Raw genomic sequence first — 19,846 nt, 5'->3', positions numbered from 1 at the left:
CCTCACTCTAAGCGTTATTTTGTAAGGGTAACCAATTAACGATATGTTCTAAACACATCGGTTTTGCAAACAAATACCCTTGGCCAATATCGCAGCCCATAGACCTCAACCAATTTTTTTGAAACTCTGTTTCAATGCCTTCTGCTACGATTGTGAAATCACACTTTTTACCTAAGGTTAAAATCATATTGACCACATGTTGTGAAACATCATCTTGTTCTAACTGATTGATAAAACTGCGATCTATTTTAATGCAATGCGCGGTGATATTAGATATTCGTGACAGTGATGAATAACCAGTGCCAAAATCGTCAATACTAATTTTGATGCCTGAGTCGACAAACTTTTGCAGTGTGGCTTTTATTTTTTCATAGTCGGTAATGGTTTGAGTCTCTGTTACCTCAAGCTCTAACAAATGTGGTGAGACGCCAGCTTGGGACAAACAATTGAACACTTTACTGAAGTAGTCTGTGTGCAACAAATCAAAAGACGAGGCGTTAAATGCAATCGGTATTTGGTAGCCCAAGGCGCAGAGGTGCTGCAGTGCAGCGATGGTTTTTTCTACTATTAAGGTGTCGAGCTTAGTGATCAGGCCTGAGGTTTCAGCAATAGCGATAAATTCATCAGGGCGAACAAAACTACCATCATCGCGCTGCCATCGTGCAAGGGCCTCAAAGCCGACCACCTTATTACTACTGAGTGCTAATTTGGGTTGTAACATCACGGTTAATTTACGTTCTCGAATGGCCTTTCGGAGTTCTCCCATTAAATGATAGCGGCGGGACATTTCATCAATCTGTCGTTGGGTATTTTGGATATAGCTAAGGTTATTAACAACGGCCTCTTTTAGAACTGATTCTGCAGTGCTTATAAGCTTGGCAGGCGTCGTGTACTGAACAGAGTCTAAGCGCATATCTAATAAGGTAAAGGACGTTGAATGCACGACTTCGTCTTTTTTAAACTCACCGAAGGTCAATGCATGAATTAGTGCTTGAGTAATGGGAATATCGGTCGCAATGAGAATTGAGAAATGCTTATGCCCTGATAGGGAAATACGCGCCGGGGGCGGGAAAGTAGCACATAACCCAAGGTATACCGCTTTAAGTAAGTTGAGAATAAATTCATAGCCAAATGTAAACTTCATTTCATCAAAGTATTTCACTTCAATCATTAATAAACGCGTTTCTTGGCGCTCCGTGATACTCATGTTTTGAATTTCTTTTTTTAGCCAGTTTAGGTTGGGAATATTCAAGTCTAAGTGAGTATAGGCGAGCTCGGTTACCCGGTTCAGCAGAGCAATATTGGTAAAGCCACTGCTGATATTCTCACTAAAGACTCTTAGCAAATTAATGTGGGCCTCGGTTATAGGAGCGTCAGATGTGACAACTATCACATACACTTTTTCATTAATGTGGCTGGTTTCGAAATAGAAAACAGAGCGTATAGCGCCAATCTTGTGTTGTTTTTGCTCAAAAGCTTGGTTGATGTCATCACGAATATCAACGAGTTGACTATCTGTAATAGCCACGCCCTCAAAGGCGGTATAACAGCCCGATGCAGTGAGTACATGGGTGTCTTTGTATGGATTTTCATTATTGCCAATACACAGTAGCCCGCCTTTTTTGACCCCCATAATATTACCTATTTCAGTTAATACCGCGCGAGTAAATGAGGGTAAGTCGTAACGGCTGTTAATACTTTTGGCTGCGTCCAACACTAGTTGTAGGCCTTGTTTAGCTTCAGCAAGCTGCGACGATACATTCCAAGTTCGAAGATTGCTTTTGACGATGGAATGCAATTTATCAAGGGTTAAATCTGCTTTATTCCAATATTCATCAATGTCTAAGGCTTTCATCACTTCTTTTTCGGGAGCAAAGCCGGGTTGACCGGTAAGTAAAACAATTCTGACTAAGCCATTGGCTAATTCATCTCTGATAATTTTGACTAGCTTTAAACCTGAATCATCCTCTTCCATAACGACATCTAACAGGATAAGCGCAATATCCTTGTGCGCGTTTAAAATAGATGAGGCTTCATAAACGGATGCTGCTTTTAGAACAGTTAATTCCACACCGTCTGGAAGCTCGATTGAGGCCAAACTTGAAGTGAGAGCCGCTTGATAATTTTGGTTGTCTTCAACGCTTAAGATTTTCCACTGCTTAAAACCTGTTGAAAGTTCAACGTCTTGGTTGTTTTCTTCGTTAAATTCAAATCGGTCTGAAGATTCTGCCACGAGTTTACTCCGCAATATCGAGGGTTTAGGCCAAGGCGCTGATATACCTAAAGTACGAATTCGTGATGTGACTGTGGCGTGTCGTTAAGCCCTTTCTGTCAGCCATAAAATTCGTATCTTCTTCGATAATGAAAGGCCTAATTAAAAACACAAAACAAAGCGCTTTCATACACATACTAGTTTGATTAAAACTAGAACATTATTTTATTTTTTAACAAATATTTTTTGTTTTAGATCAATTAAACACTCAGTAAATATATGATCACTAAGCACAATATCAGGCTGACAGATTGCCAAAACGCAACAGGGTCACGTTCTGCCAAAGGAGGGCGGGTTTTCGCGAGATAAGATTTATTGGGGTAACGTAAGTCATAAATAAATTCAGATAATTCGTGATAACGATTAAACGGATTAGGATGCAGGGCTTTTTTTAACGTGGCGTCAACCCAGGCGGGAATGGCTTTTTCATCGTGTAAAACGCTTTGATATCGCAGTTTTCTTTGCGCCGCGCGGGTATTGGCTTGCGCCACTTTTGCGCCATATGGCAAGTTGCCTGTTAACATCTGATAGGCAATTACTGCCAGAGAAAACTGATCTGATTGCTCGCAACCTGCCTCACCTAAGAAGTATTCCGGTGCGCTATATTGAGCGGTGCCCAACAGAAGTTGGTTATTAAAGGGCGAGTTAATTTCTGCAAGTCCCGCCACTTTGGTCGAGCCGAAGTCAATTATTTTTACCATGCCCGATGTATCGATCATGATATTTTGGGGCCTAAGATCTTGGTGTAGCATCTCAAGTCTGTGAAACGCACTGATGCCTACGGCTATTTGCTCGATAATACCGCGCACTATTTCAAGAGTAGGGCTAGGATTATCCAGCATCCATTGATAAAGAGTTTGTCCTTCAACATATTCAAAAACAGTATACAGGTACTGTCGTTGTTTAGACTGTGCGTGAGGCTTAAGTACATGAGGATTATTAATGCGCCGAGCAATCCATTCTTCTTGTAAAAATCGTTCGAGATAAGCCACATCATCGCTTAAATCGATAGAAGGTGTTTTTAGTACCAGTAACGGCGAGCCTTTCTTGTTTGCTAATGGCCGAGCAAGGTAAACATGACTGCGACTACTGGCATGAATATTTTTTACGATGAGGTAGCCGTCAAATTCGTCTCTGACCTGCAGAATAGGAGGTTTTGTCAACTCGGTGAATTCGTGTAGTTTGTCGTTTACCGAAAGCTCTGGTATCGAGTTTATACACACCACTTGGATGCTTAGATTATCATCACTATTATGTTTATAAGCCAGTTCTGCAATCTGCTGTGCTGCGGTAGATGGTGAGTCTGGACAGTAAGTGATTATGTCAATGATGTGCTGCTCGCTAACAAATTCATACACACCATCAGTCATCAGTAATAGCACGTCATTTTCTTGCAGGGCGAGCTGGCCATAATCAATCTCTAGCTGATATTGTACGCCCATGGCTCGGCTCAAGTAACTGTCTTTTTCATTGTGCCACTGGCGGTGGTCGCAGGTTAGCTGCGTTAGCTCGTTGTTGCGTAGTAAGTAAATTCTGCTGTCACCCACATGAAACCAATGGGCCGTAGTGGATTTTAAAATGACAGCACTTAAGGTGCAGACATAGCCTTTTTCTCGCTCAAAACGAAATTCGCTTTTTTGAGTTTGTGAAAAAAGCCACGCATTTAGCGCGGTGATAACGTGTAAACCTGACTTTTTCACTGACCATGTTTCAGCGCTACAAAAGTAGTCTTCTGCTAAGCCCTGAGTGACCGCTTGACTCGCCACTTGGCTGACTGAACTGGTGCTAATGCCATCGGCAATAGCACATACAATGCCTTTGGAATTTAGCAGAGTATCATTAGGCACAGTAAAACTCAGGGCGTCTTGATTTATTGCCTTACGCCCTTTATCAGAGTATTGCCCTGAGCTGACTGTTAATTTAGGAACCATGCAGACTGCTAATAACTTTTATAAGGTAAAAACTTGCCAGACAGGGTTATTTTTACTCTGTCGCCTTTTGCATCGGCAAGGCGTTGTAAGTCCATATCAAAATCAATGGCACTCATAATCCCATCACCAAATTCTTCATGAATAAGAGCTTTAAATGTGCTGCCATAAACACTGATGAGTTCGTAAAAACGATAGATTAATGGGTCGCTCGGTATGGCGGTAGGCAAAGAGCCTTTGTAGGGCACGACTTGCAACTGAATAACCGCTAGTGGCGGAAGTTCAAGCAAGTCGCCGATTGTAGTAGCTTGCTCAGCGCTTAGGGTCATTTGGCCAAGTAGGGCTGCCGTTGTCCATTCTTTACTTTGTCCTATGGCTTTGGCTAATTGCGGCCAAGTCACTTGTTTCATCAGTTTTTGCGTAATAATTAGCTCTGTCACTTCGTTGCGTGTCATAAGGTTTTCCTTTGCTGTTTTATTTGCTTTGGAGCCTCGCTCAAAGGAGCGAGGCTCCAAGTAGATGATTAAGCCACCGCTTTGACAGGGCGTTTAGCACCCGTTCTGACGTGAGTGCTATACAGCGTTAAGCCAGTAAAAGCTAAACCACCGACCAAATTGCCTAAAGCCGTGGGAATTTCATTCCAAATAAAATAATCCATCACTGAAAACTCACCGCCCATGATGATGCCGAACGGAAATAAAAACATGTTCACGACTGAGTGTTCAAAGCCCATATAAAAGAACAAAAAGATCGGCATCCACATGGCAATCACTTTGCCACTGACGTTGGTTGAAATCATGGCGCCAACCACACCCAATGACACCATCCAGTTACACAACATGCCGCGAATAAAAATGGTAAACCATCCCGCTACACCATACTCGGCATACCCTAGGGTTCGAGCTTCACCGATAGTGGCAATTTTGGCCGCAACCGCTCCAGGATCAGTGTTAAAGCCATAACTGAAGATAAATGCCATCATGAACGCTACTGTTAAGGCGCCAGCAAAATTACCTAAAAACACTAAACCCCAGTTTCGCAAAACGCCTTTTACCGTAACCCCAGGGCGTTTATCTAATAAAGCAAGGGGACATAACACAAACACCCCGGTTAACAAATCAAAGCCCATTAAATACAGCATACAAAACCCAACTGGAAATAAGATGGCTCCCAGCAGAAATACCCCTGTTTGTACGGCGATAGTAACCGCAAATACCGCCGCTAGAGCTAAAATTGCCCCGGCCATAAATGCGCGTATCAGGGTATCTTTAGTGGCCATAAATATTTTTGACTCACCCGCGTCCACCATTTTGGTGACGAATTCAGACGGAATTAAATAGGACATAGCCTTACCTCATGTTGTGTAATGTGTTGTTAATTGCATCTGCAGCGATGCCCCAATCATACTTATCTAACCAACTGTTGTGCTTGTCAGAAAATCGAGACCAAAAAAAACGGCGTCCTTCACCCCATCTGCCATGCAGATTAGTGAAGGACGCCGTTATCCAATTCGCTTTTTGTATTGTTAAAGTCATCGTTGACTTACAAGCAAGTAAGACAAAGCAAGGACTGAGCCACAGCGTTAAGGTGGTAGTTTTATTGGCTTTGGGCTGTAAAATATCTCAGCACCCTGTGAACTATGCACTGCAGCAGTGCGCACTTGCTTGCGAAAGGTTCATTTACCCCTCCATAAGACAGGGTTGCGCACCATACCTGTCAGCAAATAGTGCTCTTAACTAGGGTTTATTTGATTTTGTTACCAAGGGCAACAAAATCCTGCTCATGTGTCTCACCATTCTGTTATAATGCCGCCGATTTTTTGACCACCTGTTTTTAGAGATATTATGCCCACTATCCAACCAGCTAGCCGTGTTAAGCCCACTGAAAGAATGAAAGCCGAACGAGGCTTATTCTCGTATCCCAAATATTGGGCTGAGTGCTATGGACCTGCGCCTTTTTTACCAATGTCACGCAAAGAAATGGATGCGCTTGGCTGGGATAGTTGCGACATTATTATTGTGACGGGCGATGCCTACATTGACCATCCTAGTTTTGGTATGGCAGTGATCGGCCGCACGCTAGAAGCTCAGGGCTTTAGAGTGGGGATTATTAGTCAGCCCAATTGGCACTCAAAAGATGACTTTATGCAGTTGGGCGAACCTAACCTATTTTTTGGTGTGACGGCTGGCAACATGGACTCCATGATCAACCGTTATACTGCGGATCGTAAATTGCGCCATGATGATGCGTACACCCCAAATAATGAGGGCGGCAAGCGCCCTGATCGTGCAGTAACCGTTTATACCCAACGTTGTAAAGAAGCCTATAAGAAACCCGTCGTAATAGGTGGCATTGAAGCCAGTTTACGCCGTATCGCCCATTATGATTATTGGTCAGATAAAGTGCGTCGTAGTGTGTTATTTGATTCAAAAGCCGATATGTTGATGTTTGGCAATGCTGAACGTCCCTTACTTGAAATGGCCCACCGTTTTGCTGCGGGTGAAACCATTGAGCAGATGCAAGATATTCGTGGCACCGCGGTTATCCGAAAAGAGCCCTTGCCCGGTTGGCAGGGCGTTGATTCGACTCACGTTGATGTGATTGGCAAAATTGATCCTATCACCAGTCCCTACGAATATATCGAAGATAAATGTGCCATTTCTTCTGAAGCAGAAAAACAAGCCGCCATTGACGCACAAAAAGCCAAACCCGTGGTGGTGCAGCCATACAAAGCAGGCACAGAACGGCGTAAGCCATGGGAAAATACTTATGTATTATTACCCCCATACGATGTAGTGCGCGCTGAAAAAACCCACTATGCCCATACCTCACGTATTTTGCACCAAGAAACCAACCCCGGTTGTGCTCGCGCCTTAGCCCAGCGCCACGGTGATCGTATTGTGTGGATTAACCCGCCGGCCTTCCCCCTTGAAACCGAAGAAATGGATGCGGTCTTTGATTTACCCTACGCCCGTGTACCACACCCGAGTTATGGCAAAGCGAAAATTCCTGCCTATGACATGATAAAAACCTCAGTAAATATTATGCGAGGTTGTTTTGGAGGCTGTACCTTTTGCTCTATTACTGAGCATGAAGGCCGGGTAATTCAAAGCCGTTCTGAAGAGTCTATTATTCGCGAAATTGAACAAATTCGTGACAAGGTCCCTGGTTTCACTGGGGTGATTTCAGATTTGGGTGGCCCAACCGCCAACATGTATAAACTGCGTTGTAAAAGTCCAAAAGCAGAGCAAACCTGTCGGCGTTTGTCTTGTGTATGGCCCGATATTTGTGGCCATTTAGACACCGATCAAACCCCAACCGTGAATCTTTATCGCAAAGCACGCGAAGTTGAAGGGGTAAAAAAAGTCTTAATCGCCTCAGGTGTGCGTTATGACTTAGCGGTAGAAGATCCAAACTATGTGCGTGAGCTTGTTACTCACCACGTAGGTGGTTACTTAAAAATTGCCCCTGAGCATACGGAAAAAGCGCCGCTGGATAAAATGATGAAACCGGGCATGGGCAGCTACGATAAGTTTAAAGCCATGTTCGAAAAATACAGTAAAGAAGCAGGTAAAGAGCAATACCTAATTCCGTATTTTATTTCGGCCCACCCGGGCACTGAGGATATGGATATGCTTAATTTGGCTCTGTGGTTAAAAGAGCGTAATTTTAAATTGGATCAGGTGCAAAACTTCTATCCATCGCCCATGGCCAATGCCACGACGATGTATCACACCGGCAAAAACCCTATTCATAAGGTCAATCATAAAAGTGAAGTGGTGAATGTACCGAAAGGTGAAATTCATCGTCGTTTACATCGTGCTTTTTTACGTTATCACGATCCGGCTAACTGGCCTTTGTTGCGTAAAACCTTACAAGAAATGGGTAAAGCGCATTTAATCGGTAACGGTCCGAAGTGTTTGGTGCCAGCAGAGAGTCGCAACGAGTTAAAAGGGCGTGAGCAAAAAGAGTACGCTAAGCGTTCAGTGAATAAAGCGGTGGCGCGGGGTAAAAATCCAAATGCCGCCAAAGCGCAGCAAGGCTTAACCCGCTTCAGTGATAACCAGCCCCACAACAAAGCGGGTAACACGGCGCAAAAGCCTAATAAATTTAAAAATAAGGGCTAAACAAAACAAGCTTCTTTTCAATCACTTTTAGATTGTGATTAAATGTTGACAGAAGTTGGTGGTTTTCAGGTAATAATGATTAAGTAATCAATCACTGTAGTTTGCTAGGAAATATGATGTGGCTCGCTTCCCTGAAATGGTTTTGTTTATTGAAAATATCAAACCTAAAACTTAAAAATAAAGGACGTTACAATGGGTAAAGTTAGTAGAAAACTAATTGTTTTAGTGTTGATTGTTTGTGTCGTGATTATTGCGTTTTTTCTTTACCAAAAGTCTCAACAACCCGATTTAATGTTTGATGATGACTTTGTTATTGAAATGTTCGAGAAAAATAAAAAGCTGACAACAGAGTTGCAAGAAGCCTCTACAGGTACCTTAGCGCAGCAGCAAAGCGTAAACGATCTGAAAGAAGAGCTATCAGCGGCGCTAATGGAGAAAAATCTTCAGGTCGAAAATCTGAATATTTGTGAAAATCAGAAAAATGCTATCGTGGCGTCGCTCAATGAGAGTCAAGACAAGTTTGAAAAAGACGTAGCGTCGGCAAAACAGATCAGTCAGCAATGTAGCCAAAATATGAAAAAGCTACCAATACTCATGGCTGATGTTGACGCGTATAAAAAACAACTTGAAATCAGTCGAGCAGAAAACAACAAGCTTGTTGCTGAACTGGAAGCGTTGAGCAGCAAAGAGCAGGAGCTAAATAGCAGCTACCGAGTATTACAGAAAAAAATGGATTTGATTTATTCTGAAAGTGTTCAGATGAGAGAAGACTTGTTTAAACCCATGTATTTAAAAGAAGTCTTTGTCACTCCTAAGTTTTGCAACCAAGTGATGAGTGCAGATGAAGTGTGTTTAGACAGTGTCTTGGTTTTACCAAAATTCAGTAAGATCCCTTATACCAAGGTAGTGATTAAATTACTCGATCCGAGCGACAATGTGATTGGAAATACCGTTTATAATCAGCAAGAAAATAAGATCACTCAGTTTGAAATGCAGCGCCGTAAAGAATTTGCTGCAGGTGAATTTACTATCGTTGTTGAAGCGGATAATCAGGCTTTACGTTCTAGTCACTTTATCGGTGAAAAACCATAGCGTTGTAGGTGATATAGTTGCGCCTAGGTAGGTAAGCCTAGGCGCTAGTTTTACGTAATAGGTTTATTTAGCTTGTTTTAATTCCTTCGTTATCCATTCATCAATCACGTCATCTAATACATCCATAGGCAAAGAGCCTTGACCTATCACAGTGTCATGAAATGCCCGTAAGTTGAATTGATTACCTAGTGCTTTTTCTGCTTTGGCGCGCAACTGGCGTATCTTAATTTCACCAATTTTGTAGGCTAGTGCTTGGCCTGGCCAACTGATGTACCGGTCGATTTGATCATTAACCGATTTTTCAGTCAGCGCGGTGCGAGCCGCTAAATAATCAACCGCCTGCTGACGAGTCCAGCCAAAAGCATGAATACCCGTATCAACCACTAATCTGACTGCGCGCCACATTTCATAGCCGAGCCTGCCAAAATCGCTGTAAGGGTTTTGATAAAAGCCCGCTTCTTTACCCAAACGTTCTGAATACAGGCCCCAACCTTCAGAAAAGGCGGAATGATTTAAGGTACGGCGAAACTCAGGCACGTTTAATTCTTGGGCGATGGCGTTTTGTAAATGATGGCCAGGAACCGCCTCGTGCAAACTTAAGGCTTCGAGATTGTACAAGGGCTGTTGCTTGGGATCAGCGCTCAAAAAATAGGTGCCAGGGCTTCGGTTATCCGGTGGCGGCATATAAAACGCACCTCTGGAAGCAGAGCCTTTGATGGTAAAAGTGTTGCGCGGTAAGTGACCAAAAAAGGCGGGTAATTTACCGTACATCTTTTGTGTGATAAAGGCGGTTTTTTCAAGCACGTCTTGGCGGTCACTGGCATAAAATTGCGGATCTGTAGCTAAAAATTGTAAAAATTGGGCATAGCTTCCTGAAAATTTCACTTGTTGAATGATGGCATCCATTTCTTGCTGAATACGCGCTACTTCATTGACACCCAGCTCATGAATTTCTTTAGGACTGAGAGTTGTAGTGGTGTAGTAATTGGCGGTGTATGCGTAATACTCATCACCGCCTTTAACGCTGCCAATACCCGCTTGTGGTCGGCACTGCGGCATATATTCATCTTGAAAATAGTCATAAAACTGCTGATAAGCAGGTACAACTGCATCGTTGATGACTTTTTTTGCTTGAGCAATATAAGCTTGTTTCTGTTGCTCACTGAAGTTGGCTGGCATACGAGTAAAAGGCTCAAATAACGCGCTGTCTTGTGGTCTATCCACAATATGCAGCTTGATGCTGTCGCCATAGTCTTTAAAGCTTTCGCAGTAGTGCACAAAACCCGTTAATGCCCCAGCTTTGAGCAAGTCGATATTCTCTTGATTAAAGCGCGGATAGTCAGTCAGGCTGATCAAAAAGTTGTCGTAATCAGCGGCGTTTAAAAAAGCCATGTTGGCAGGTGCTTCAGCAAAATAGGTGTGCCAGCCACTTAAAAAATTAATGGGAAAGTATTTGTCTTGGTAAGTGTAACTGGCCTTTTCGGTTTCGCGCTCATACAAAAATAAGCGGTAACTCATTTGATTGTCAGCGTCTAACTCTCCCTTGGGTATCGTCTTTAGCGCCTTGAGTATATCGTTGTTGTAGGCATCACGCCTCGCCATGGCTTGAGGAGACCACTGGGCAAGTTTACCCTCGGGTTTCCAAGCGTCTGGATCCGTGCGAAAAAAGACTTTTTCTTGTTGGGCGTTTTGCCAATGTCTCGCCAATAAAGCGCTAAAATCGCGATTAGCATCAGCAAAGGTTTGGCTACTTGTAAGGGCTAATACGCCAAGTAAGCTGCAGGTTTTTATGTTCATGATGGACTCGTGTTATTCGTTGACTAAGGCGGCAAGTTTACCGATGGGCGAGGTCAGTGATTCAGGTGGTACGGTAAACCACTGCGGGCCTTTTTCGGTCATGTAAATGCAGTCTTCTAAGCGCACGCCAAAGTCGCCTGGAAGATAAATACCAGGCTCGTTAGAAAAGCACATACCTGCTTTGAGTAAGGCGGTTTCGCCGTGCACGAAGTTCACGCTTTCATGGCCTTCCATACCGATACCGTGCCCTGTGCGATGCGATAATCCGGGGAGTTTATATTCAGGCCCCAAACCTTGAGATACATAATACTGGCGCACAGCATCGTCTACTTTGCCGGCAGCCACTCCAAGTTGTGCGGTTTCAAAAGCGATGGTTTGCCCTTGGCGTACGGTGTTCCAAATTTTTGTTTGTTGCTTACTGGGCTCACCAACAACAAAAGTACGGCTGATATCAGATTGATAACCTTCTACCGCGCAGCCACAGTCCATCAATACAATTGAGCCTTCGCGGATCGTTTGACTCTGACGTGTGCCATGCGGATAAGCACTGGCTTCATTAAACAGGGCCATATTCCATACGCTACTGCCGCCTAATTGAGATTGGGCCGCCGACATTAACGATTTGACATCGTCTTGACTCATGCCCAACTCAAGTTTTGACCATACATGGGCATATGCCTCAAGGGTAATTTCATTGGCTTTATGCATCAGCGCCAGTTCATGGGCCGATTTGTACATACGACAGCCCAACGTAACCGGCTCGGCCCGAACATCAACCATATCGTTGGCCAGTTCCATGACCCCTTTTAACACAAAATAGCGCACGCTGTGCTCGAAGGCGATACTGCCATTGGCTTTGGCCACACCCCGGTCGACTAAAATTTGTTTCACTAAGGCAAAGGGACTCTCGTGTTCTTGCCACACTCTGACGTCTTTACCTACTTTGAGTGATTCACGAATACTGGGCTCTTCAAAAAACGGGCAAACCACGGCAATGTCACCTTCACGAGGCAGCACCACCGCAGTGAGTCTTTCACTGCGCCACCATTGAATTCCCGTAAAGTAATCCATAGCTGCGCCTGGCTCTAATATCAACGCGGCAATATTATGTTTCACCATGAGTGACTGAGCTTTGGCGATTCTTTTCTGACGCTCGGCCACCGTGATGGGTTTTACTGTATCTGTGATGGATCTCAGTACATTCTCACGTTGATTTTGTAGAGTCTGAGTTTCGCCACTTGCCATCACGGGGCGAATTGATAGGGATGCGATAGCTGCACCACTGACTTTTAAAAACTGTCGTTTATTGATGTTCATGTAAGTGATTTTCCTGTCAAAGAATCGTTGTTGTTATCGGGCTTATGCTCGCTTTTTTATGAACTTGAGCCTATTACATTTATTCTTCCTTTTACAGCCCATTGCGTTAAATGCGGGTAAAGGTGAGAGGAGGGGCAAACGTGAGCAGTAAGTCGCTATCGTCAGTGGTGAATACGGGTATATTGCACCGGGCAAAGGGGCATTCCCCTAATCACGCCAACGGGCTTTGGCTTTTAGTTGCGCGCTTTATTAGTGGTATTGCGATAAACGCTTTATAGTGTTCCTCCCTACGTAGCGGATCTTACTTGAATCTGGCGAGTTGCGTTTTTTAACCGAGCCAAACTTATGCCTTTACGTGTACGCTATCAAACCATTGAATTTGATTCGGTGGATATTCATTTATGCACGCTTCGCGACAAACAACAGTTCAGTGATCATCTCGGTGAAGCCGAATCCATGGGGATTTCTTCTGCACAGTGGTCGCTGTTTGGCGTGGTATGGGAGTCGAGCGAGGTATTAGCCACCGAGATGCAACACTTTGATATTAAGAACAAACGTATTCTTGAACTGGGTTGTGGGATCGGTTTAGCCAGCTTGTTATTAAATTCTCGCCACGCGGATATTACCGCAACGGATATTCATCCATTAGCAGGGGAGTTTTTATCAAGCAATGTACGCTTAAATCGCGGTCGGCCTATTCCTTTTTTGCGTACAGCTTGGGATGAAAACCGTAAAGGCTTAGGCCTGTTTGATGTCATTATTGGTTCAGATGTTTTATACGAACATCAACATATCGCGTTATTAACCCATTTTATAAGCCTACACACCAAGCCTAGCTGCGAGATTATTTTGGTCGACCCTGGCCGTAAAATGCATGCTCCTTTTAGCAAAGCCATGGTGGCCTTAGGTTTTAGCCATAGCCAACGTAAAGCCTGTGGTAACAAGGGCGAATTGAGCCCATTTACTGGGCAAATCTTGGCTTACAGGCGAGTGGAATAAACCCAAATTTTTCATGCTTTTAAGGCCAGTTTTTGCTATCTTCGACTGGTAGTTTGTTGTGGTGAGGACGACCTCATCAAGTGGCCTTTGGTTGTATGTACACCGGCCACACAACCTTAATTTCTGGGGACGACCCCATCAACTAAGGGGCAAGCTATGTCTTGGTTTATTCTATTATTAGCTGGTGTATGTGAAGCTGGTTGGGTGCTGGGTTTGAAACAATCTGACTCACTAAGTAAAACGCCTTATGTGGCGCTGGCCGTCATTAGTATGGTGTTAAGTCTCTATTTATTTACCCTAGCACTGCGAGATATCGCCATCGGGCATGCTTATATCATATGGGTGGGCGTGGGCGTGATCAGTATATCTGTTCTTAATTCCTGCTTTTTTTCAGAGCCTATCTTAAAACAGCATTATGTGTTTTATGGTTTTATATTAGCAGGCGTAGTGGGTCTTAAATTTTTGTAAAGTAGGAGTGAGTATGTCAGGCGAAAAAGAGTTAAAGGTGTTATTGACGTCAATGGCACCAAGCTTAGGAGTCGAAGAGTTTGTGTTTTGCACAGTCGCTCACGCTCAAACGGTATCAAGTTTGGGCGTCTCACCTAAAGGTCTGTTTGAGGAGTCAGAAGGGACAACCTTAATTTTGCAGAGATCACAAGCAGAGGCTGCACAATTACACTATTCGGGCATCTACCGCTGTATTACTTTGAACGTGCATTCTAGCCTTGAAGCGGTGGGTTTAACCGCAGCAGTATCAAAGGCATTAGCGGATGCAAACATCAGTGCCAATGTGGTCGCCGCTTATTATCACGATCATATTTTTGTGCCGAGTGAGCAAGCCCAAGAGGCCATTTCTGCTCTGAATGATCTGACTCAAGCTAGGCATTAAGCCAATGCCCAATGAGACAAAATGAAGCAAAGCATATCTTATGCATAAAGAGTGGGGGCACTTCACTAGTAAGTGAATTTTCTAATGGCTTATGATGGTGAGCAAATACCATCAACACCAAAGGAAACATTGTGCGCATAGCGGTGCCAAACAACATCTTAGCCTTAGATAATATTTTACCAGACGAACCTCTACTGATGATGGGAGCAGGCCCTGTGCCTATTCCAGCCAAAGTAGCGGCCGCTAACGGTATTGTTATTAATCATCTGGGTGATACGATGGCACATATCATCGAGCAGGTTAAAGTGATGTCGCGCTATGTGTTTCAAACCCAAGATGGGCGCATCTTAGGTGTTGCAGGCCCAGGCTCAGCGGCCATGGAAATGGCGGTGGTTAACTTAGTGTTACCTGGCAGTAAAGTACTTAGTATTTGTAATGGTTTTTTTAGTCATCGTTTGGCGCAAATGGCTCAAAGAGTCGGCGCTGAAGTTGTACAGTTAGCCATAGAAGATGGTGAAGGTGCCGACGCACAACGTGTTGAGCAATACATTATTCAACATCAACCTCAGGTACTGACCATCGTGCAAGGCGAGACGTCAAATACGGTGTGTAACAACGAGCTTGCCGCCATTGCCGCCATAGCCAAACAACATGATTGCTTAGTGATTGTTGATGCTGTGTGTACCTTAAGTACTATGGCATTTGATATGGACGAGTGGGGCGTTGATGCAGTGATTACTGGTGGACAAAAAGGCTTGTCGTGCATTCCCGGTATCTCCTTGGTCGGTTTTTCTGCAAAGGCGTGGCAGCACATTGAGGAGCGCAAGGATCAACTTAAACATTGGTGTTTGGATGCTAAATTAGCCGATCAGTTTTGGTACAAAAAGTCTTATCACTATACCGCACCTGTCTCGGGCATCTTGGCTATTCATGAGGCTTTACGCTTAGTGTGCAGCGAAACACTCTCAGTACGGTTCGACCGTCATTTGCGTTGTTCACAGGCTTTGCAAGCAGGGATAGAGGCCATGGGTTTGAGCTTATATGTTAAACCTCAAGCGCGTTTAAACTCCGTTGTGGGTATTACGATGCCACGCGGTGTGGAGTCTAAAGTCTTACTCAACACGATGTCCAAACGATTTAAAGTTGAAATATCCGGCTCATTTGGACCGAACATTGTTCGTATTGGGCAAATGGGCGAGCAGTGCCGCGCACACAATTTATTTAGAACCTTGCACGCCTTTGGTGCCAGTTTTAATTTACTGGGTCAAAAACTCGATTTACCAGCAGGTATGGCCGCCCTTGAAAGCGCACTAAATAAATTTCAGTTCAGTGAAGGCTTGTAAACTATTGGTACAACAGGTGATTAAAAATAGTACTAGGCAGTGCGACGCTTGTAGTTCATTATTTAATCATATTGAGGCACTTGTCATGCCGCCTCAATCATGATTCTGTAACTTTGTTTTATTCTAAGTTTTGAGTTTAATCACTTGTTGTTGAGTAGCAGTAACGAAAGTTATCGGATTTAACGTCAGCCAATTTAACAGGGCATAATGATGAATAAAGCGATAAAATTTCAACACGAGGTCATCAGACCGGTACTGGAAAAAATGCATGCAAGTAACCTAGCTGCGGAAGAGCTTTTGCTCGGTACTGCTGTGCAAGAGAGCCTTAATTTTAAATACCGTCGCCAAATGGGTAACGGTCCCGCTCGCAGTTATTTTCAAATGGAGCCAGCCACCCATGACGATATTTGGAATAACTATTTAAAATATAACGCAAAACGTGCCGCTCAGGTGACATCATTTTTATCCTCGCCTGATGCCGATAAACATCATGAGCTAGAAAACAATGATCAGTACGCCACCGCCATGGCAAGAGTACATTATATGCGTGTATCTGAAGCCTTACCTAAACAGGGTGATATTGAGGGGCAAGCCAACTATTGGAAGCAGTATTACAATACTCCTCTAGGTAAAGGCAAGCCTAGCGAATACATCGAAAAATGGCATCATTATGTGCTGGGCAGCGAGGACTAATGATTAAATTGAGAATACTGCTGGGTTCATGCTTTGTATCCTTATGCGCACTTGCTTGTAGCTCTGCGATAACTGAGCCTGAAACGGCAGTCGTCTTAACGCAAGCAGCTAAGCCTTTCGTGATCAACCTAGGTGCAAATGGCAAGCCTTATTATCACTTGATGTTTAACTTAACAGCTCAAAATGTGACTGGTATTGAGCACAGCAGCGAAGCGGAATTTCGTCAAAATGGCGGCCAGTTTTCACTCACCATTGACAAAAATGCCTTTCCGATTGCTGCACCAAAGTGTAAAAGCGATATTATTTTACGCATGCCGTGGGTTGCATCAAAAGTAGATGTGAGTGAAAAATATCAGCTTTACTTAGCGATTCTCAGGGTCTTTGAACAAAATAAAGGGCAACTGCCTGTGGCGATAGAGTTGAATCCTTATGTGAGCGAGACACAAGACAAGCTGGTGCTAGAACAATGCAATGTGTTTTTTCGGCACAGTCACAACCACTACATTCCTAATATTAAGCCTCTTTGACCTTATCTAAATAATCAACTAATTGCTTACTTGCCTTGGCAATATGCGACTTCAAAAGATGTTGTGCCCTTAGGATATCGCATTTTTTAATAGCAGCAAGCAGTTGGCGGTGCTCTTCTTGGCTGGTACTGGTGTATTTCAGCTCTATGGCGTGATAACCAATATAGCGTGAACAAAGCTGATGTAAATTTTCAATGACGGTAAAAAGGGTAGGCCGTTGAGCTGGCTGATATAAACTGGCATGAAATTGCCAATTTAGCTCGCCATATTCAGCCACGCTCAAGTGATGGCTATCAAGTAAAACCACTATGTCTTCCGCCATACCGAGACGTTGATTGGTTAGATTGGGCAATGCATATTCTAATATCAATGGCTCTAAATATTCTCGCATCAAACTCAGATCTTGCACTTCTTCTATACTTAAAGGTTGAACCATCACCCCTCTTTTTCCACACTGAGTCAGCCAACCCTCTCGTTTGAGTTGTTGTAAAACATCACGAACGGGGATGCGGCTCACTCCATATTGACCCGCCAAGGTTTCTTGTTTGAGTGCTACCCCCACAGGTAATTTATGCTCCCGAATATCTTGTTTAAGTCTGGCGTATAGGCTTTGTATAATAGAGGTGTCAGGCATATTAAACTCGCTTGTACTGTCGTAATGCAAAATGGGTGCACAAACCAAAAATTAGCCCCCAAAATGCTGAGGCGATACCTAGAAACGACACGCCAGAAGCCGTCACCAAGAAGGTCACTATCGCTGAGTCTCGATATTGAGGTTGCTCGGTGGCTGTCACCAAACTATTTCCAATGGTGCTCAGCAACGCTAAACCAGCCAGTGCAGCAATAAGGGCTTGTGGAAAAGCGGCAAACAAACTGACAACGGTTGCCCCGCCAATGCCAGCTAATATATTGAAAAAACCAGTCGACACGCCTGCGATGTAGCGTTTATGCGGGTCAGGATGCGCTTCTTCGCTGGTGCAAATTGCCGCAGTGATTGCAGCAAGGTTAAAGGTAAAACCACCAAAGGGGGCAAAGAATAGGTTAATCAAACCTGTGCCACTCAACAGTGGTGAGATGGGCTGCGCACCATAACCACTGGACTTTAATATGGCGACGCCTGGAATATTTTGTGAGGTCATGGTGACAATATACAAGGGAATGCCAATACCAATAATATGACTCAGGCTAAAAGTAGGGGTAACCCAAATGGGGCTGGCTAACGACAGTTCAAGTACCTCAAAAAGTAAGCTTTTTTGCCAATAAGCGGTACCCACCCCAGCTAATAGTACTAGCATAATGGCATATCGGGGCAGCAGCCGTTTACTCACAATAAACACCAAAAACATGATACCAACCAACAACGGGCTGGCTTTTAATGCACTGAAAATGCCCAGGCCAAACTGCAATAAAATGCCTGCTAACATGGCTCCAGCAATAGGTAAAGGGAGGCGCTTCGTCAAGGTATCGAATAAACCTGATAGGCCAGTAATAAGAATCAGACAGGCCACAAACACAAAGACACCAATGGCTTGTTCGATATTGATGTTGGTCAAACTGGTGGCTAAAAGCGCAGCCCCTGGGGTTGACCAAGCAATAATAATGGGACGCTTGTAATACAGTGAAAAACCAATGCAGGCGATCCCCATACCCCAGCCCAAGGCCCATACCCACGATACAATCATTGCTTGACTCGCACCTGCAGCTTGTGCGGCTTGAAAGACAATGGCCATCGCACTAGCAAACCCTACTAATACCGCAATAAAGCCGGCGCTAATGGCTGGTAGACTTACATCAGATAGAAATTTATTAAACATGGTTATCGATTTTTTGTATACATAATTCCAAATGTATACAAAATTTGCAGTGGACGCTATTGTTTAATGCGAGACGCAACGTTGAAGCGCGTGGCATTTGCCAATGTGATTATTCCGTGGTTGGGGAGTGAATTTGATTGCGGCCTGATTTTTTTGCAAGGTATAAGTGTTTATCTGCGTCTTCTGTGGCATCGCAGTTATGTTTTGCGCTGTTTAAAATAGTTGATATGCCGATACTGACACTCACACAATGCTGCGGTGAATGAGCATTTTCAATTTTTTCATTAAAGACGTTTTGTCGAATTCGCTCAGCGACTATTGTTGCGCCTTCAATATCGGTATCGGGTAAAACAGCAATAAACTCTTCACCGCCATAGCGACTAACAAAGTCGGCGGGGCGGCTGAGCGAACGTTGAATAATTAATGCCACTTTTTTTAAAGTGTCGTCACCGGCAACATGGCCATAGTTGTCGTTAAACAGTTTGAAATAATCGATGTCTATCATCAATAGGGCGGTATCACGCTGAGAACGCTTGACCTCGCTGCGTATTTTCTCAAAATGTTTATCGAAATAGCGCCGATTAAAAATAGAGGTTAAGCCGTCCACGTAAACCAATTTTAACAAGATGTCTTTTTGATATTTAAGGGTTAAATGGGCTTTTACTCGGTTTTTTACCGTCATGGGGTTGACGGGTTTAGTAATAAAATCAATTCCGCCACTGCGCCAGCATTCGTCTTCTTCTTCTTGTTCGTTAAAGGACGTCACGAATATTACCGGGATATCTTTGGTATCAACCTTTTGTTTTAATATTTGGCACAGTTCTAAGCCTGTCATTCCCGGCATTAATACATCAAGCAATATAAGATCAGGTGGATTGGCTTGGCACACTTCTAATGCATCGATAGCACTGGTGGCCGCTAACACTTCATAGTCTTCAGCTAAGATGTTGTAAACGGTTTGAATATTGATCGGTTGATCGTCAACCACCAGAATTTTACTGTGGCTTAAATCAACTTCTGCATCCTCATTAAATTTTTCTAAGGGCAT

The 19,846-nt window shown here is 43.8% G+C and carries 18 protein-coding genes; 8 read left to right on the top strand and 10 right to left on the bottom strand.

Annotated features, from left to right (window positions below):
* Nucleotides 1-7: 7 nt before the first annotated feature.
* The 5 genes from ACEN2L_RS00350 to ACEN2L_RS00330 all read right to left on the bottom strand — a co-directional run bounded on the left by ACEN2L_RS00350 (nucleotide 8) and on the right by ACEN2L_RS00330 (nucleotide 5,735).
* Nucleotides 8-2,233, bottom strand: a complete 2,226-nt coding sequence (locus ACEN2L_RS00350; RefSeq protein ID WP_441741075.1) for an EAL domain-containing response regulator — start codon at nucleotides 2,231-2,233, stop codon at nucleotides 8-10.
* 239 nt (nucleotides 2,234-2,472) lie between these two features.
* The gene (locus ACEN2L_RS00345) at nucleotides 2,473-4,203 is read right to left on the bottom strand and encodes a protein kinase domain-containing protein (protein ID WP_441741072.1); all 1,731 of its coding nucleotides are present in this window, start codon (nucleotides 4,201-4,203) and stop codon (nucleotides 2,473-2,475) included.
* Nucleotides 4,204-4,211: 8 nt separating this feature from the next.
* Nucleotides 4,212-4,655 carry a cyanase gene (gene cynS, locus ACEN2L_RS00340; RefSeq protein ID WP_306024258.1) on the bottom strand — a complete coding sequence of 148 codons (444 nt, stop codon included), beginning with the start codon at nucleotides 4,653-4,655 and terminating at the stop codon, nucleotides 4,212-4,214.
* Nucleotides 4,656-4,723: 68 nt separating this feature from the next.
* Nucleotides 4,724-5,545 (bottom strand): formate/nitrite transporter family protein, encoded by an 822-nt coding sequence (locus tag ACEN2L_RS00335; RefSeq protein ID WP_306024259.1) that lies wholly within the window; start codon nucleotides 5,543-5,545, stop codon nucleotides 4,724-4,726.
* 4 nt (nucleotides 5,546-5,549) lie between these two features.
* Nucleotides 5,550-5,735, bottom strand: a complete 186-nt coding sequence (locus ACEN2L_RS00330; protein ID WP_441741068.1) for a hypothetical protein — start codon at nucleotides 5,733-5,735, stop codon at nucleotides 5,550-5,552.
* A gap of 309 nt (nucleotides 5,736-6,044) precedes the next feature.
* On the opposite strand from ACEN2L_RS00330, the gene ACEN2L_RS00325 reads away from it, so the two are divergent.
* Both ACEN2L_RS00325 and ACEN2L_RS00320 read left to right on the top strand, forming a co-directional pair.
* Nucleotides 6,045-8,327 carry a YgiQ family radical SAM protein gene (locus ACEN2L_RS00325; protein ID WP_306024261.1) on the top strand — a complete coding sequence of 761 codons (2,283 nt, stop codon included), beginning with the start codon at nucleotides 6,045-6,047 and terminating at the stop codon, nucleotides 8,325-8,327.
* A 192-nt stretch (nucleotides 8,328-8,519) separates the two neighbouring features.
* Complete coding sequence (locus tag ACEN2L_RS00320) at nucleotides 8,520-9,419, top strand: hypothetical protein (RefSeq protein ID WP_306024262.1); 900 nt, start codon at nucleotides 8,520-8,522, stop codon at nucleotides 9,417-9,419.
* 63 nt (nucleotides 9,420-9,482) lie between these two features.
* Here ACEN2L_RS00320 and ACEN2L_RS00315 read toward each other — a convergent pair whose 3' ends face one another.
* Nucleotides 9,483-11,216: a DUF885 domain-containing protein gene (locus tag ACEN2L_RS00315; RefSeq protein WP_441741065.1), complete on the bottom strand. Its 1,734-nt coding sequence runs from the start codon at nucleotides 11,214-11,216 to the stop codon at nucleotides 9,483-9,485.
* A gap of 12 nt (nucleotides 11,217-11,228) precedes the next feature.
* Nucleotides 11,229-12,533 carry a M24 family metallopeptidase gene (locus ACEN2L_RS00310; RefSeq protein WP_306022529.1) on the bottom strand — a complete coding sequence of 435 codons (1,305 nt, stop codon included), beginning with the start codon at nucleotides 12,531-12,533 and terminating at the stop codon, nucleotides 11,229-11,231.
* Between the two features lie 345 nt (nucleotides 12,534-12,878).
* Between ACEN2L_RS00310 and ACEN2L_RS00305 the strand changes: the two genes are divergently transcribed.
* The 6 genes from ACEN2L_RS00305 to ACEN2L_RS00280 all read left to right on the top strand — a co-directional run bounded on the left by ACEN2L_RS00305 (nucleotide 12,879) and on the right by ACEN2L_RS00280 (nucleotide 16,984).
* Nucleotides 12,879-13,532, top strand: a complete 654-nt coding sequence (locus ACEN2L_RS00305; RefSeq protein WP_306022528.1) for a class I SAM-dependent methyltransferase — start codon at nucleotides 12,879-12,881, stop codon at nucleotides 13,530-13,532.
* A gap of 156 nt (nucleotides 13,533-13,688) precedes the next feature.
* Nucleotides 13,689-14,000 (top strand): DMT family transporter, encoded by a 312-nt coding sequence (locus ACEN2L_RS00300; RefSeq protein WP_441741061.1) that lies wholly within the window; start codon nucleotides 13,689-13,691, stop codon nucleotides 13,998-14,000.
* 13 nt (nucleotides 14,001-14,013) lie between these two features.
* A complete protein-coding gene (locus tag ACEN2L_RS00295) occupies nucleotides 14,014-14,421 on the top strand; it encodes an ACT domain-containing protein (RefSeq protein ID WP_306022526.1) in 408 nt (135 codons plus the stop codon).
* 131 nt (nucleotides 14,422-14,552) lie between these two features.
* On the top strand, nucleotides 14,553-15,764 hold the full coding sequence (locus tag ACEN2L_RS00290; RefSeq protein WP_441741058.1) for a pyridoxal-phosphate-dependent aminotransferase family protein: 1,212 nt from the start codon (nucleotides 14,553-14,555) through the stop codon (nucleotides 15,762-15,764).
* A 210-nt stretch (nucleotides 15,765-15,974) separates the two neighbouring features.
* Complete coding sequence (locus ACEN2L_RS00285) at nucleotides 15,975-16,457, top strand: hypothetical protein (protein WP_441741056.1); 483 nt, start codon at nucleotides 15,975-15,977, stop codon at nucleotides 16,455-16,457.
* Complete coding sequence (locus ACEN2L_RS00280; protein WP_441741053.1) at nucleotides 16,457-16,984, top strand: hypothetical protein; 528 nt, start codon at nucleotides 16,457-16,459, stop codon at nucleotides 16,982-16,984. Before ACEN2L_RS00285 ends, ACEN2L_RS00280 begins: the two co-directional genes overlap by 1 nt.
* On the opposite strand, the gene ACEN2L_RS00275 is transcribed toward ACEN2L_RS00280, so the two are convergent.
* The 3 genes from ACEN2L_RS00275 to ACEN2L_RS00265 form a co-directional block, all read right to left on the bottom strand.
* The gene (locus ACEN2L_RS00275; protein WP_441741050.1) at nucleotides 16,971-17,618 is read right to left on the bottom strand and encodes a GntR family transcriptional regulator; all 648 of its coding nucleotides are present in this window, start codon (nucleotides 17,616-17,618) and stop codon (nucleotides 16,971-16,973) included. The two genes, ACEN2L_RS00280 and ACEN2L_RS00275, sit on opposite strands and share 14 nt — an antisense overlap.
* 1 nt (nucleotide 17,619) lies before the next feature.
* On the bottom strand, nucleotides 17,620-18,798 hold the full coding sequence (locus ACEN2L_RS00270; RefSeq protein ID WP_441741047.1) for a benzoate/H(+) symporter BenE family transporter: 1,179 nt from the start codon (nucleotides 18,796-18,798) through the stop codon (nucleotides 17,620-17,622).
* 109 nt (nucleotides 18,799-18,907) lie between these two features.
* On the bottom strand, nucleotides 18,908-19,846 hold the full coding sequence (locus ACEN2L_RS00265; protein WP_441741045.1) for a diguanylate cyclase: 939 nt from the start codon (nucleotides 19,844-19,846) through the stop codon (nucleotides 18,908-18,910).

Origin of the sequence: Flavobacterium sp. W21_SRS_FM6 (assembly GCF_052119645.1) — a bacterium.
In the GTDB taxonomy this organism is placed as follows: Bacteria; Pseudomonadota; Gammaproteobacteria; order Enterobacterales; family Alteromonadaceae; genus Paraglaciecola.
Note: the sequence above shows the minus strand (reverse complement) of the source record. Positions and strands in the feature narration are given on the sequence as shown.

Bases quoted from the DNA above. Each gene is read 5' to 3' on its own strand.
- cynS (WP_306024258.1), bottom strand. From the start codon at position 4,655: ATGACACGCAACGAAGTGACAGAGCTAATTATTACGCAAAAACTGATG.
- ACEN2L_RS00310 (WP_306022529.1), bottom strand. From the start codon at position 12,533: ATGAACATCAATAAACGACAGTTTTTAAAAGTCAGTGGTGCAGCTATC.
- ACEN2L_RS00275 (WP_441741050.1), bottom strand. From the start codon at position 17,618: ATGCCTGACACCTCTATTATACAAAGCCTATACGCCAGACTTAAACAA.
- ACEN2L_RS00325 (WP_306024261.1), top strand. From the start codon at position 6,045: ATGCCCACTATCCAACCAGCTAGCCGTGTTAAGCCCACTGAAAGAATG.
- ACEN2L_RS00295 (WP_306022526.1), top strand. From the start codon at position 14,014: ATGTCAGGCGAAAAAGAGTTAAAGGTGTTATTGACGTCAATGGCACCA.
- ACEN2L_RS00345 (WP_441741072.1), bottom strand. From the start codon at position 4,203: ATGGTTCCTAAATTAACAGTCAGCTCAGGGCAATACTCTGATAAAGGG.
- ACEN2L_RS00265 (WP_441741045.1), bottom strand. From the start codon at position 19,846: ATGCCCTTAGAAAAATTTAATGAGGATGCAGAAGTTGATTTAAGCCAC.
- ACEN2L_RS00335 (WP_306024259.1), bottom strand. From the start codon at position 5,545: ATGTCCTATTTAATTCCGTCTGAATTCGTCACCAAAATGGTGGACGCG.
- ACEN2L_RS00300 (WP_441741061.1), top strand. From the start codon at position 13,689: ATGTCTTGGTTTATTCTATTATTAGCTGGTGTATGTGAAGCTGGTTGG.
- ACEN2L_RS00315 (WP_441741065.1), bottom strand. From the start codon at position 11,216: ATGAACATAAAAACCTGCAGCTTACTTGGCGTATTAGCCCTTACAAGT.
- ACEN2L_RS00270 (WP_441741047.1), bottom strand. From the start codon at position 18,798: ATGTTTAATAAATTTCTATCTGATGTAAGTCTACCAGCCATTAGCGCC.
- ACEN2L_RS00280 (WP_441741053.1), top strand. From the start codon at position 16,457: ATGATTAAATTGAGAATACTGCTGGGTTCATGCTTTGTATCCTTATGC.
- ACEN2L_RS00285 (WP_441741056.1), top strand. From the start codon at position 15,975: ATGAATAAAGCGATAAAATTTCAACACGAGGTCATCAGACCGGTACTG.
- ACEN2L_RS00305 (WP_306022528.1), top strand. From the start codon at position 12,879: ATGCCTTTACGTGTACGCTATCAAACCATTGAATTTGATTCGGTGGAT.
- ACEN2L_RS00330 (WP_441741068.1), bottom strand. From the start codon at position 5,735: ATGACTTTAACAATACAAAAAGCGAATTGGATAACGGCGTCCTTCACT.
- ACEN2L_RS00320 (WP_306024262.1), top strand. From the start codon at position 8,520: ATGGGTAAAGTTAGTAGAAAACTAATTGTTTTAGTGTTGATTGTTTGT.